Origin of the sequence: Paracoccus lichenicola (assembly GCF_009708075.1) — a bacterium.
Classification (GTDB): Bacteria; Pseudomonadota; Alphaproteobacteria; order Rhodobacterales; family Rhodobacteraceae; genus Paracoccus; species Paracoccus lichenicola.
This window is the reverse complement of the sequence record NZ_WMBT01000001.1, coordinates 392,655-405,984: the sequence shown is the minus strand read 5'-3', so window position 1 is coordinate 405,984 and position 13,330 is coordinate 392,655. Positions and strand designations below refer to the sequence as shown.

Below are 13,330 nucleotides of genomic sequence, written 5' to 3'. Positions count from 1 at the left end.
TTCGCGCGTGGTGCCTTGGCCAAAAGAAAAGGGCCGGCGGAACCGGCCCTTTTGATCCTCAATGAGCGACCGCGCTTCCGGCGGATCGTTCTTCCCGCGAGGAGGCGGCGCGGGCGGCTTCGGCCGCCTCCTCGGCGGCCTCGTCCCATTCCACCGGTTCGGGCATCCGCACCAGGGCGTGCTTGAGGACCTCGCGGACATTGCTGACCGGGATGATGGTCAGGCCGGTCTTCACGTTGTCGGGGATCTCGGCCAGATCCTTTTCGTTGTCGGCCGGGATCATCACCGTCTTGATGCCCCCGCGCAGCGCCGCCAGCAGCTTTTCCTTTAAGCCGCCGATGGCCAGCACGTTGCCGCGCAGCGTCACCTCGCCGGTCATGGCGACATCCTTGCGCACCGGGATGCCGGTCATCACCGACACGACCGAAGTCACCATGGCGACGCCTGCCGACGGGCCGTCCTTGGGCGTCGCGCCCTCCGGCACATGGACGTGGATGTCGCGCTTGTCGAATTCCGGGGGCTTCACCCCGATTTCCGGCGAGATCGAGCGCACGAAGCTGGAGGCCGCGTCGATCGATTCCTTCATCACGTCGCCCAGTTTCCCGGTCGTCTTCATCCGGCCCTTGCCCGGCAGGCGCAGCGCCTCGATCTGCAGCAGATCGCCCCCGACCGAAGTCCAGGCCAGGCCCGTCACCACGCCGACCTGATCCTCTTTCTCGGCCAGGCCATAGCGGTGGCGGCGCACGCCCAGGTATTCCTCGGCCTTGGCGGCATCGACCGTCACGGACTTGACCTGACCCTTGAGGATCTCGGTCACGGCCTTGCGGGCCAGCTTGGCGATCTCGCGCTCCAGCGAACGGACCCCAGCTTCCCGTGTGTAATAGCGGATCACGTGGGTCAGCGCGTCATCCGTCACCTCGAACTCGCCCTTGCGCAATCCGTTCGCCGCGATCTGCTTGGGCAGCAGGTGCTGGCGCGCGATCTCGCGCTTTTCGTCCTCGGTATAGCCGGACAGGCTGATGATCTCCATCCGGTCGAGCAGCGGCCCCGGCATGTTGTAGCTGTTGGCCGTGGTCACGAACATCACGTTCGACAGGTCATATTCCACTTCCAGATAGTGGTCCACGAAGGTCGCGTTCTGTTCGGGATCCAGCACCTCCAGCATGGCACTCGCCGGATCGCCCCGGAAGTCCTGGCCCATCTTGTCGATCTCGTCCAGCAGGATCAGCGGGTTGGTGGTCTTAGCCTTTTTCAGGGCCTGGATGATCTTGCCCGGCATGGACCCGATATAGGTCCGCCGGTGGCCGCGGATCTCGGATTCGTCACGCACGCCGCCCAGCGAGATGCGGATGAATTCGCGCCCCGTGGCCTTGGCCACGCTGCGCCCAAGCGAGGTCTTGCCGACGCCCGGAGGGCCGACGAGGCACAGGATCGGGCCTTTCAGCTTCTGGCTGCGGGTCTGCACGGCCAGGTATTCGACGATGCGTTCCTTGACCTTTTCCAGGCCATAGTGGTCGGCGTCCAGCACCTTTTCGGCGGCGACCAGATCCTTGCGGGTGCGAGACTTGACGCCCCAGGGCAGGGCCAGCAGCCAGTCGAGGTAATTGCGCGACACCGTCGCCTCGGCCGACATGGGGGACATCGACTTCAGCTTCTTCAGCTCGGCCTCGGCCTTTTCACGGGCTTCCTTGCTGAACTTGGTCCGGGCGATCTTTTCCTCAAGCTCGGCGATCTCGTTCTGGCCGTCCTCGCCGTCGCCCAGCTCCTTCTGAATGGCCTTCATCTGCTCATTCAGGTAGTACTCGCGCTGCGTCTTTTCCATCTGGGTCTTGACGCGGGACTTGATCTTCTTCTCGACCTGCAGGACGGACATTTCGCCCTGCATTGCGGCATAGACCTTTTCCAGCCGGTCGGCCACGTCCAGCGTGTCCAGCAGATCCTGCTTGCGGTCCAGTGCGATGCCCATGTGCCCGGCGACAAGGTCGGCCAGCTTGCCGGGTTCCTTCGCCTCGGCCACGGCGGTCACGACCTCCTCGGGGATGTTCTTGCGGACCTTGACGTAACGCTCGAACTCCTCGGCCACGGTGCGGACAAGGGCGGTCACGGCGGCGGCCTCGCCCGGCGTTTCGGCCAGCACGATAGCGGTCGCCTCGAAATGATCCTCGTTCGGGACGAAGCCGGTGATCTGCACGCGCTCGCGCCCTTCGACCAGCACCTTGACGGTGCCGTCGGGCAGCTTCAGCAGTTGCAGCACGTTGGCCAGCACGCCCGCGCGGTAGATGCCGTCTTCGGTGGGTTCATCGACCGAGGCGTCCTTTTGCGCGGCCAGCAGGATCGGGCTGTCCGATTCCATCACCGCTTCCAGCGCGCGGACCGATTTTTCGCGACCCACGAACAGCGGAACGATCATGTGGGGAAAGACCACGATGTCGCGCAAAGGCAGCACCGGATAGGTCGAAGCAGCGAATTCGTTCATTATGCGTTCCTTTCTGCCCGAAGCCGTGGCCCCGTCATGGCGACACACGGCCCCTGCGTTTCGTCAATCTAGGGCTGTAGGGTGCCGCGTTCAATATGACGCAGAGAATACCATCCATTTCCTGCGCGCGCGGGCCGGCCACACCGGATCGTCATCGCGGGATGACGATTTCCGCCCGCAGTCCGCCAAGCCGCTGCCCCCGGCCAAGCCGCAATTGCCCGCCATGGGCGCGCGCCACGTCCGCCGCGATGGCCAGCCCCAACCCCGCACCCCCGCCGCCGTTGCGGTTGCGCGAGGAATCCAGCCGGGTGAAGGGGCGCATCGCGGCCTCCATCGCGTCGTCAGGAATGCCGGGGCCGTCGTCCTCGATCCCGATGCGCAGGCTGCGCGGACCCAGGGTCGCGTCCAGTTCGGCGCGGGTGCCATGGCGAGCGGCATTGCCCAGCAGGTTTTCCAGCGCCCGGCGCAGCATGTCGCGGCGGAAGGTCGCCCGGCCCTGGGGGTCGCCCTCCAGCCCCCGCAGCACCACCTGCTGGCCGGCGCGCCGCGCATCGGCCACCACGCTGTCCACGAAATCCGACACCGGCGTCGGTTCCGGCGCGCTGTCCTGCGCCTCGTCCCGGGCATAGTCCAGGAAGGCATCGACCATGCGGTTCATCTCGGCGATGTCGGCCTCCATCGCGCGCAGGTCGTCGTCCTCGGGGGGCAGGTCGGGCGACATCATCGACAGGCCCAGCCTCAGGCGCGTCAACGGTGTGCGCAGGTCGTGGCTGATCCCCGACAGCATCATCTTGCGCTGTTCGTTCTGGCGTTCCAGCCGGTTGCGCATGTCCAGGAAGGCCGCGCCCGCGCTGCGCACCTCGGACGCGCCCGAGGGGCGATAGGGCACGATCCGGCCCTTGCCATAGTCCTCGGCGGCCTCGGCCAGCCGCCGGATCGGGCGCAGCTGGTTACGCAGGAACACCGTCGCGATCCCCGTCATCAGCAGCGAGGTGAAGACCATCAGCACCAGCAGCTGATGCGGGTTGGACGCGCTGACCCGGCGGCGGTCGAAGGACAGCATGTAAGGCCCGGCGGCGCCGTCGATGGTCACGATCACCCGCTTGTCGTCGCGCGCCAGGTCGATGGCGCGGATGGCGGGAAGATGGGTCCGCAGTTCCTCGATCACCACGCGGCCGGAAAAGTCATAGAACAGCCGCTGGTCGCCCCCGGCCTCGGTTTCGGGGGCGCCGATGGCGATGCCAAGGGGGACGGCGATTTCCCGGCCCGCGTCGCGCTGCCCGCCGGCGCGGTCGATCCGGGCGGCGACAAAGGCCAGTTCGCGCGCCATGCTGGTGGTCATCTGCCGGGTCACGCCCTCGAAATGGCGTTGCAGGAACATGACGCTGACGACCAGCGTCACCACGACGGTGGGCAAGAACAGGATCAGCGCCGCGCGGCCGTAAAGCCCGCGCGGGAAAAAGCCCTTGAGCCAGCCTTCCGTGTGGTTCGCCATGGAAACCCCTGTCAGTCGTGCTAAGGCTAGCGGCATGGACGGACAGACGAAAGACCTGCTGCGGATCCTTGCCCCCAACCCGTCGCCCTTGACGGGACCGGGGACCAACACCTTCCTGCTGGGCCGTGACCAGGTGGCGGTGATCGACCCCGGTCCGGACGATCCCGGCCACCTGGATGCGATCATCCGGGCAGGGCAGGGGCGGATCAGCCACATCCTGGTCACCCACGCGCATCGCGACCACAGCGCCGGCGTGCAGGCGCTGGCCCGGGCGACCGGCGCGCCGGTGCTGGCCTTCGGCGATGCGCTGGCGGGCCGCTCGCCCCTGATGCAGCGCCTTGCCGGCGGCGCCACCGGCGGGGGCGAGGGGCTGGACCTGGCCTTCGCCCCCGACATGACCCTGCGCGACGGCGACGTGATCGAGGCTTCGGACTGGCGCCTGACCGCGCTGCACACGCCCGGCCATTCCGGCGGCCATCTGAGCTTTCAATGGGGCGAGCGGATCTTCTGCGGCGACGTGGTGATGGGCTGGTCCTCGACGATCATCTCGCCCCCCGACGGCGACCTGGCGGATTACCTGCGCACGCTGGACCGTCTTGCGCAGATCGCGCCCGTCGGCCTGCTGCCCGCGCATGGAGACCCGATCGAGGATCCGCTGCGACGCCTGGCGGAACTGGCCGCCCACCGCCGCGAACGCACCGCCCAGATCCTTGCCGCCCTGCGGGATGGTCCGGCGGACGCGGCCACCCTGGCCCGGCGCCTTTATGACGTGCCGCCCGTCCTGCTGCCCGCCGCCACCCGCAACGTCCTGGCGCATCTGCTGGCCTTGGCCGACCTTGGCGCCGTGGCGCCGGTGGGCGAATTGCACGGTGGCGCGGAATTCCTGATTTTGTGAAAAAACGTCATGCTTCCCTCTGGACGCCCCCGGATGGCATTGCTATACGGCCCCCGTGTTCCGGCGTAGCTCAGCGGTAGAGCAGTTGACTGTTAATCAATTGGTCGTAGGTTCGATCCCTACCGCCGGAGCCATAGATCTTGCTCATTCCGCTACGCTCGCGGGCAAGATGATGACTGATCCCCATGAAGTCAGCGACCTTCCTCAAATGCTTGGTTGAGCATCCGTCCGTGCGGACCCGACGACAGGTTTGACCTGGCGTCGAAGGTGGGTCGGATGGAGGGGATGCCAGTCGGCCATGGCCCTCCCCCCTTTGGAGACCAGCGATTTCCGCCCGACGGGGGGTTGTTCATGCCCCATCACGCCGCTTCGGGTGAGGCCGCCACAGCCGGGGTTGATGCGCTGACCCGGGTGTCCCCTTCTCCTGCCCATCGATGGCCCTGTCCTCCGGGGCAGGATGCGGATCCTGGCGTGCCGGCCCATTCCCCCATGATCCAGCGGTGGCCCGTCTTGCGGGCACGGGACCGATGGCCGAGGACAACGCCTGGACCCGGCCCTGGGAAGGCCCGCCCCCTCGCCAGCCGAAAAGGCGCAAAGGCCCTTGTCGGCTTGGGACCATCCGCCTATTGGGGCGACACCGAACAGGAGGAAAATCATGCGCTCGTCCCTGTCCTATTTGCGCTGGCCGCTGATCGTCACTGTTGTGGGCATCGCCCTGGCGGCATGGCTGGGCTATCGGTTCACTGGAAACATGACCGGCGTCATATCCTTTTTCATGATCGCGGTGGTGCTGGCGATCCTGGAAATCTCGCTGTCCTTCGACAACGCCATCGTCAACGCCAACAAGCTGAAGGAAATGACGCCCGCCTGGCAGCGTCGCTTCCTGACCTGGGGGATCCTGATCGCCGTCTTCGGGATGCGGATCGTGTTCCCGCTGCTGATCGTGGTGGTCGCCGCCCATATCGGTCCCATTGCCGCGATCCGGCTGGCGGCGGAAGATCCCAAGGCCTATTCGGAACTGATCAAGGAAGCGCACCTGCCCATCGCGGCCTTCGGCGGCGCCTTCCTGATGCTGGTCGCGCTGAGCTTCTTCTTCGACCAGTCCAAGGACGTGGACTGGATCGGCAAGATCGAACGCGCCCTGCGCCGTGCCGGATCGGTGCGCGGGATGGAGGTGGGCTTCGTGCTGGTCATCATCCTGCTGTTCGTCTGGCTGCTGCCCGTGCGCGACGAGCAATTGTTCATGTACAGCGCCATGTGGGGCATCGTGACCTTTCTGGCCGTGGACGCCCTGGGTCACATCCTGGACCGCTGGGGCCAGTCGCAGGACGCCCTGCGCGGCACCGCGCAGGTGGGCTTGGGCGGGTTTTTGTATCTGGAGGTGCTGGACGCCTCCTTCAGCTTCGACGGCGTGATCGGGGCCTTCGCGCTGACGCAGAACCTGTTCCTGATCGCCATCGGCCTGGGGATCGGCGCCATGTACGTGCGGTCCATGACCGTGATGCTGGTCGAACGCGGCACCCTGGCCGAGTTCCGGTATCTGGAACACGGCGCTTTCTGGTCGATCCTGATCCTGTCGATCATCATGTTCGGCCAGACCATGTGGCACCTGCCCGAGGTCGTGACCGGCCTGCTGGGCGCGGTGTTCATCGGCGCGGCGTTCGTCAACTCGATCATGTGGAACCGCCGCCACAAGGGCGAGGCGCATCACTGACGGCTGACGCCGCCGGGGGTTTCACACCCCCGCTTGGGCCTGCCGGCCCCTTCCTCGCTGAAAAAGGTCCACTGGACCTTTTTCCGGGCGCTCGGAAGCCCGTGGGATATTCGTGCAAAGGTGAAGGGGCGCGGCCTTGGTCGCGCTTTCTACATCTGGTCGATCAGATCCAGCATTTCGGGCGGGATCTGCGCCTCGCGCAGGGTGAAGCTGTGGGTCCCGCGGTCTTCGGTCACGGTGATGCGATAGGTCATCCGGTCGGCGCAATTGGTGCAGGGCCGGCTTGCAAGGCGGGCAAGCTGGTCCGGCTCGAACGCGTCGCACAGATCCTGGCGCATCCGTTCGGGCTGGTCGGACACGTCGATGGTCTTGCGCAGGCTGGCGGCCGTGATGCCGCCAAAGCCGCCCTGCGCCGCGATTTCGATGATCATGGCGACGATCCCCCGGTGATGGGGGAAATCTAGGCCTAGATCGCGATTCCGACAAGCTTCCAGGCGCGGCGCAGCATCACGGTCTCGATGCTGCCCCGGCTGGTCAGCTCGATGGCGGCATCCATCGTCTGGTCCGCCCAGTCCGAAAAGCTGGCCATCGGGTTGTTCAGCGTTTGCAGCGCGCGGTACCAGACCCGGCCCGGCAGTTCCCACGCGCGGCCGCCCAGATAGGCGCAGAACAGGTAAAAGGCGTGGTTCGGGATCCCCGAGTTGATATGCACCCCGCCGTTGTCGTCGCTGGTCGCCACGAAGTGGTCCATGTGCCAGGGCTGCGGATCCTGGCCCAGCAGGTCGTCGGAATAGGCGGTGCCCGGCGCCTTCATGCTGCGCAGCGCCGCGCCGTTGATCCCGGGACCCAGGATGCCGCGGCCCACCAGCCAGTCGGCCTGATGCACCTCTTGCCCCAGGGCGCGCTGCAGGGCCAGCGAACCGAACACGTCGGCAATGCTTTCGTTCAGCGCGCCCGACTGGTTTTCATAGATCAGCCCGCCGGAATGCTGGATGACGCCATGGGCCATCTCGTGCCCGATGACCGACAGTTCCAGGAAGGTGCGGAACACCTTGCCGTCGCCCGTGCCATAGGCCATCTGCGTGCCGTTCCAGAAGGCGTTGTTGTAATCGCGGCGGTGGTGGACGGTGGCTACCAGCGGCATCCCCTCGCCATCCAGCGAGTTGCGGCCGTATTCCTCGGCGAACAGCGAAAAGACCTGGCCCGCCGCGTCATAGGCGGTGTCGGCGTCCGGGATGCCGGTCGGGCCGTCGCCTTCGGACCGGACCAGCTTGCCGGGCAGGGCGGCGCGGAACTGGCCGTCATGGATGCGGCGGTCGGGGCAGCACAACCCCTCGGCCGGAGAGACGGCGGTCGCGGCATAGGCGCCGCTGATGGGATGGGCCGGGGGCAGGCCCGCGCGGGTCAGTTCGTCGCGTTCGTCGCGCAGCTTCTCGGTTTGCTTCAGCAGGGTCCGCGCCATTTCCGCCGTCTTGGCGTCGCCCCGCAGGGCCAGCACGCGCAGCATGTAGGGCGGCACGATGCAGGTGATCGGATGGTGATGCGAACAGTGGAGTAAAAAGCACATGAGGCGAATCCCGTTCTGGAAACTCGCCTGATGTTAGCACGGGTTCAGCAGGAACAAAATGAGAACATCACGCACCCCGCAGCCGTGCCATCAGCGGCGCGACGGTGGCCTGCAGCAGCGGGTTGATGACGTAATGGGCCACCGGGATCAGGATCAGGCCCAGGACCAGCCCGAAGATGCCGTCGAAGAACGCGGTCACGGCCCAGGCTGTCAGGCCGGGGGCCTGCGGGACGGCGTGGGCGGCGGCCTCGGCCTGGTGGTGGACCCAGTCATAGGGGGCGGACCAGCCCAGTTCCGCCAGCCCGTGCAGCACGATCTGCCCGCCGACCCAGATCATCGCGGCGGTGCCGACAACCGTCAGGACCTTCATGAAGCGGGGCATGACCTTGACGATGCCCCGCCCCAGGGCCGAGGACAGGCCGTTTTGTCGCCTTGCCAGATGCACGCCCGCATCGTCGGCCTTCACGATCAGGGCGACAAAGCCATAGACGGCTGCGGTGATGCCCACCGCGACCACCGCCAGGATCAGCGCCCGCATCATCAGCGTGTCCGAGGCCGGGATGGTTGCCAGGGCGATGGTCATGATCTCGGCCGAGAGGATGAAGTCGGTCTTGATCGCGCCCGCCACGCGCGCTTCTTCCAGCGCCGCGCCGTCGCCGTCGGGGTGGGTGTGTTCCTCGCTGTCGTGCTTGTCGCCATAGCCAAGCGCATGGGCGACCTTTTCCGCGCCTTCGAAGCACAGATAGGCGCCCCCCAGCATCAGCAGGGGCGATATGGCCCAGGGCGCGAAGGACGACAACAGCAGCGCGACCGGCAGCAGGATCACCAGCTTGTTGAACAGCGACCCGCGCGCGATCTTCCAGACGATGGGGATTTCGCGGCTGGCGTCGAACCCGTGGACGTATTTGGGCGTCACCGCCGCGTCGTCGATCACCGCGCCCGCCGCCTTGGCCCCGGCCTTGACCGCCTGGCCCGCCACGTCGTCGATGGACGCCGCCGCGACCTTGGAAATGGACGCCACATCGTCCAGAAGTGCCAGAAGTCCGCTCATCCATCCCCCGTCGGCTGTATCCGGCGCGATCCTTGGCGCGGATCACGCCGAAAGCAACCCCTGCGGGTCGATCTGGTTCACTCCATGGTGACGTTTGCGTCCCGCACGACCGGTTCCCATTTCGCCATCTCGGCCTTGACGTGTTCGGCCAGTTCCGCAGGCGTCGAGGCGACGATGGTGGCGGAGAACTCGGCCATGCGTCCCGCGACTGCCGGGTCGGCCATGGTGGCCTTTGCTGCGGCGGCAAGAGCCTCGATGGCCTCGGGCGGGGTGCCTGCGGGGGCGAAGAGGGCGTTCCAGGAATAGGTCTCGTATCCCGGCAGGGTCTCAGAGATGGCGGGCACGTCGGGGAAGGAGGGCGCGCGCTGCGCCGTGGTCACGCCAAGCGCGCGCAGCTTGCCGCTGCTGATGTGGCCGGACGCGGACGGCAGGTTGTCGAAGATGATCGGCACCTGGTTGCCCAGAACATCGGTCAGCGCGGGGCCAGACCCTTTGTAGGGGATGTGGTCGATCTGGACCCCCGCCATGGCCTTGAACAGCTCGCCCGACAGGTGCAGCGGGGTGCCGTTGCCCGAGGACGCATAGGCCAGCGGTTCCTTTTTCGCGAGGTCGATCAGCTCCTGCACGGTGTTGACCGGCAGTTCCGGGTTCACCGCCAGCACGTTCGGCACCAGCACCAGCAGCGACACGGGTGCGAAATCCGCCACCGGGTCATAGGGCTTTTGCTTCAGGATCAGCGGGTTCAGCGCGTGCGTGGCGACCGTGCCCATTAGGATCGTATAGCCGTCGGGTTCGGCCTGGGCCACCTGTTGCGCGCCCAAGCTGCCGCCCGCGCCGCCGACGTTCTGGACGACGACCTGTTGGCCCAGTTCCTGGGACATGCGTTCCGCGACGATGCGGCCCACCACATCGGTGGACCCGCCGGCGGCGAAGGGGATCACCAGGGTGATGGAACGGTCGGGGTATTCGGCGGCGGCGGTCCCGGCCAGGCTAAGGGCCAGGGCGGTTCCCAGCAGGATGCGGCGGGTGATCATGGGCAATCCTTTCATGGTTCAGGCGTCGCTTTCGGTGAAGACCTCGTCCCGGCGCTTGCGGATCTGGGGCAGGAAGACCAGCACCAGGACGGCCAGCGACAGGACCAGCAGGCCCGCGCTGATGGGGCGGGTGACGAAGGTGGTGGGATCGCCGCGCGACAGGATCATGGCCCGGCGCAGGTTCTCCTCCAGCAGCGGACCCAGGACGAAGCCCAGCAGCAAGGGCGCGGGTTCGCAGCGCAGCTTGGACATGACGTAGCCGAGCAGGCCGAAGAAGGCGACGGCGAACAGGTCGTAAGGGTTCGAGTTGACCGAATAGACCCCGATCGAACACATCGCCATGATGATCGGGAACAGCACGAAGTAAGGCACGGTCAGCAGCTTCACCCACAGCCCGATCAGGGGCAGGTTCAGCACCACCAGCATCAGGTTGCCGATCCACATCGACGCGATGATGCCCCAGAACAGCTGCGGCTGTTCGCTGACCACGTTCGGCCCCGGCACGATGCCCTGGATGATCATCGCCCCGATCATCAGCGCCATCACCGGGTTCGCGGGGATCCCCAGCGTCAGCAGCGGGATGAAGCTCGTCTGCGCGCCCGCGTTGTTGGCGGATTCAGGCCCCGCGACACCGGCCAGCGCGCCCTTGCCGAACTCCTCGGGGTGCTTGGACAGCTTCTTTTCCACCGTGTAGCTGGCGAAGGCCGCCAGGATCGCGCCGCCGCCGGGCAGGATGCCCAGGACCGAGCCGACAGCCGTGCCGCGCAGCACGGGGCCGACCATCTGGCGGAACTCGTCGCGCGAGGGGAACAGGCGGGTGATGTTCTTCGTCATCACCTGCCGGTCGTGTTCATCCTCCAGGTTACGCAGGATTTCCGCGATGCCGAAGACGCCCACGGCGACGGCCACGAAGTTCAGCCCGTCCGCGAACTGGGTCATGCCCATCGTGAAGCGCGGCGCGCCGGTATAGACATCGGTGCCGACCATGCCCAGCAGCAGGCCCAGCACCACCATCGCCAGCGCCTTCAGCACCGAGCCGTGCGCCAGGGCCACCGACATCACCAGGCCCATGACCATCAGGCTGAAATATTCCGCCGCGCCGAACTTCAGCGCGATGGCGGTCAGGGGCGGGGCGAAGATCGCCACCAGGAAGGTCGCCACGCTGCCCGCGAAGAACGACCCCAACGCCGCGACAGCCAGCGCCGTGCCGGCGCGTCCCTGCCGCGCCATCTGGTATCCGTCGATGGCGGTGACGGCGGAACTGCTTTCGCCCGGCATGTTGATCAGGATCGCCGTGGTCGATCCGCCGTATTGCGCGCCGTAATAGATCCCCGCCAGCATGATCAGCGAGGACACCGGTTCCAGCTGGAAGGTGATGGGCAGCAGCATGGCGATGGTGGCGGTGGCGCCGATGCCGGGCAGCACGCCGATCAGCGTGCCCAGCAGCACCCCGATCAGGCAGAACATCAAGTTCTGCAACGAGGACGCGACGCCGAAGCCAAGCGCGAGGTTGGAAAGCAGGTCCATGCGCGCCCCTCTACAACGGCAGCCAGGGGCCGAAGCGCCGGAAGGGCAGCCCCAGGCCATAGGAGAAGATCAGCGTGGACAGGATCGTCACCGCCACGGCCAGCACCAGCGCGGGCAGCGGGCGCATCCGCACGGACGCCTGCGTGGCGATCAGCGTGGTCACGAACAGTGCGGGGACAAACCCCAGGCCGCGCACCGTCAGGCCGAAGAAGATCGGCGCGGGCAGGATGAACCCGATGCCCCGCCAGGCGATGCGCCCGAAGGGTTCGTCATCGGCGCGCCCGAAGGCCTTGAACAGGATCACCGCGCCCAGGACGAACAGCAGGCCTGACAGGACCATCGGGAAATAGCCCGGTCCCATCCGGGTCGAGGTTCCCATGTCCAGCCCCAGGCCTTGCCAGCCGAAAAAGGCGGCGATGGCCATGAACAGCAGGCCTGCCGCGATGTCGGTGCCGTCTTTCGGTTTCGTGGACATGATCCCCCCTTGCCGCATGGCCCGCCGCCGGAATGGCGGCGGGCGCCTGGATCAGTCGGCGTAAACGCCCGCCGCCTCGATCACCGGCTTCCAGCGGGCGATTTCCGCTTCCAGCTTGGCCTTCAAAGCCTCGGGCGTGGCGTCCTCGGCGCTGGAGGGCGCGGTGCCCAGGTCGGCCATGGCCTGCGCCACGCCTTCGTCGGCAAGCGCCTTTTGCAGCGATTGGGACAGGCGCTGGTTGATCTCGGGCGCGGTGCCCTTGGGGGTATAGATGCCGTGCCAGATGCCGAACTGCATCGCCTCGAACCCGGATTCGGCCGCCGTCGGCAGGTCGGGGAACAAGGGCAGGCGTTCGGGCGTGGTCACGGCATAGGCCTTGATCGTGCCCGCCTTGATCTGCTGGGTGGTGTTGGTGGTCTGGTCGCACATGATGTCCACCTGGCCGCCCAGCAGGTCGGTCATCGCGGGGCCGGTGCCTTTATACGGCACCGTGACCAGCGGCGCCTCCAGCGCCTGCATCAGCAGCATCCCGCACAGGTGGCTGGCCGCGCCGATGCCCGCATTGGCCAGCGTCAGCGAATCGGCGTTGGCCTTGACGTATTCCACGAAGGCCGGGAAATCGGCAGGCTCGAAATCGGCCCGCGCGGTCACGACCATCGGCACCTCGGTGACAAGGCCCACGTATTCGAAGGCGTCCAGCGTGTCATAGGCCAGGTTGCGATACAGCGTGTCCGAGGTCGCCATGCCGATGTGATGCAGCAGCACCGTGTATCCGTCGGCCTCGGCATTGGCGACCTGGCCCGCGCCCAGCGTGCCGCCCGCGCCGCCCACGTTCTGGATCACGATCTGCTGGCCCAGGTCGGCGGACATGCGTTCGGCGACCAGGCGGGCCACGGTGTCGGTCGGCCCGCCCGCGGAAAAGGGCACGACCATGGTGATCTGGCGTTCGGGATAGGTTTGGGCGAAGGCAGGCGCGGTCAGGACGCTGGCCGCGAAAAGCCCGGCCATCAACTTGGATAGGGTCATGTGTCCTCCCAGACGGGTTGCGGACGGCACGCTCCTCCGTGCCGCCATGCTGGGATCAGATTGCGACAGC

Annotated in this window: 11 protein-coding genes and 1 tRNA gene; 3 read left to right on the top strand and 9 right to left on the bottom strand. The window is 66.8% G+C overall.

Going from position 1 to position 13,330, the window contains the following annotated elements:
- Positions 1–58 precede the first annotated feature (58 nt).
- Together lon and GIY56_RS02010 are read right to left on the bottom strand one after the other, a co-directional pair.
- The gene (lon, locus tag GIY56_RS02015; protein ID WP_154763134.1) at positions 59–2,476 is read right to left on the bottom strand and encodes an endopeptidase La; all 2,418 of its coding nucleotides are present in this window, start codon (positions 2,474–2,476) and stop codon (positions 59–61) included.
- Between the two features lie 151 nt (positions 2,477–2,627).
- Positions 2,628–3,971 (bottom strand): ATP-binding protein, encoded by a 1,344-nt coding sequence (locus GIY56_RS02010; protein WP_154763133.1) that lies wholly within the window; start codon positions 3,969–3,971, stop codon positions 2,628–2,630.
- Between the two features lie 34 nt (positions 3,972–4,005).
- Here GIY56_RS02010 and GIY56_RS02005 point away from each other — a divergent pair, with 34 nt between their 5' ends.
- The 3 genes from GIY56_RS02005 (at position 4,006) to GIY56_RS01995 (ending at position 6,580) form a co-directional block, all read left to right on the top strand.
- Complete coding sequence (locus GIY56_RS02005; RefSeq protein ID WP_154763132.1) at positions 4,006–4,866, top strand: MBL fold metallo-hydrolase; 861 nt, start codon at positions 4,006–4,008, stop codon at positions 4,864–4,866.
- 59 nt (positions 4,867–4,925) lie between these two features.
- Positions 4,926–5,000 (top strand) — tRNA-Asn (locus tag GIY56_RS02000).
- Between the two features lie 521 nt (positions 5,001–5,521).
- Positions 5,522–6,580 carry a DUF475 domain-containing protein gene (locus GIY56_RS01995; RefSeq protein WP_154763131.1) on the top strand — a complete coding sequence of 353 codons (1,059 nt, stop codon included), beginning with the start codon at positions 5,522–5,524 and terminating at the stop codon, positions 6,578–6,580.
- A 149-nt stretch (positions 6,581–6,729) separates the two neighbouring features.
- Here the strand turns inward: GIY56_RS01995 and GIY56_RS01990 are convergent, their stop codons facing one another.
- The 7 genes from GIY56_RS01990 to GIY56_RS01960 all read right to left on the bottom strand — a co-directional run bounded on the left by GIY56_RS01990 (position 6,730) and on the right by GIY56_RS01960 (position 13,260).
- A complete protein-coding gene (locus GIY56_RS01990) occupies positions 6,730–7,011 on the bottom strand; it encodes a protealysin inhibitor emfourin (RefSeq protein WP_154763130.1) in 282 nt (93 codons plus the stop codon).
- 35 nt (positions 7,012–7,046) lie between these two features.
- Complete coding sequence (locus tag GIY56_RS01985; protein WP_154763129.1) at positions 7,047–8,147, bottom strand: M4 family metallopeptidase; 1,101 nt, start codon at positions 8,145–8,147, stop codon at positions 7,047–7,049.
- A gap of 67 nt (positions 8,148–8,214) precedes the next feature.
- Positions 8,215–9,198 (bottom strand): DUF808 domain-containing protein, encoded by a 984-nt coding sequence (locus tag GIY56_RS01980; protein ID WP_154763128.1) that lies wholly within the window; start codon positions 9,196–9,198, stop codon positions 8,215–8,217.
- 77 nt (positions 9,199–9,275) lie between these two features.
- Positions 9,276–10,232 carry a Bug family tripartite tricarboxylate transporter substrate binding protein gene (locus GIY56_RS01975; protein WP_230312222.1) on the bottom strand — a complete coding sequence of 319 codons (957 nt, stop codon included), beginning with the start codon at positions 10,230–10,232 and terminating at the stop codon, positions 9,276–9,278.
- Positions 10,233–10,250: 18 nt separating this feature from the next.
- A complete protein-coding gene (locus GIY56_RS01970; RefSeq protein WP_154763126.1) occupies positions 10,251–11,759 on the bottom strand; it encodes a tripartite tricarboxylate transporter permease in 1,509 nt (502 codons plus the stop codon).
- Positions 11,760–11,769: 10 nt separating this feature from the next.
- Complete coding sequence (locus GIY56_RS01965; protein ID WP_154763125.1) at positions 11,770–12,234, bottom strand: tripartite tricarboxylate transporter TctB family protein; 465 nt, start codon at positions 12,232–12,234, stop codon at positions 11,770–11,772.
- A 51-nt stretch (positions 12,235–12,285) separates the two neighbouring features.
- On the bottom strand, positions 12,286–13,260 hold the full coding sequence (locus GIY56_RS01960) for a tripartite tricarboxylate transporter substrate-binding protein (protein WP_154763124.1): 975 nt from the start codon (positions 13,258–13,260) through the stop codon (positions 12,286–12,288).
- Positions 13,261–13,330: the final 70 nt, after the last annotated feature.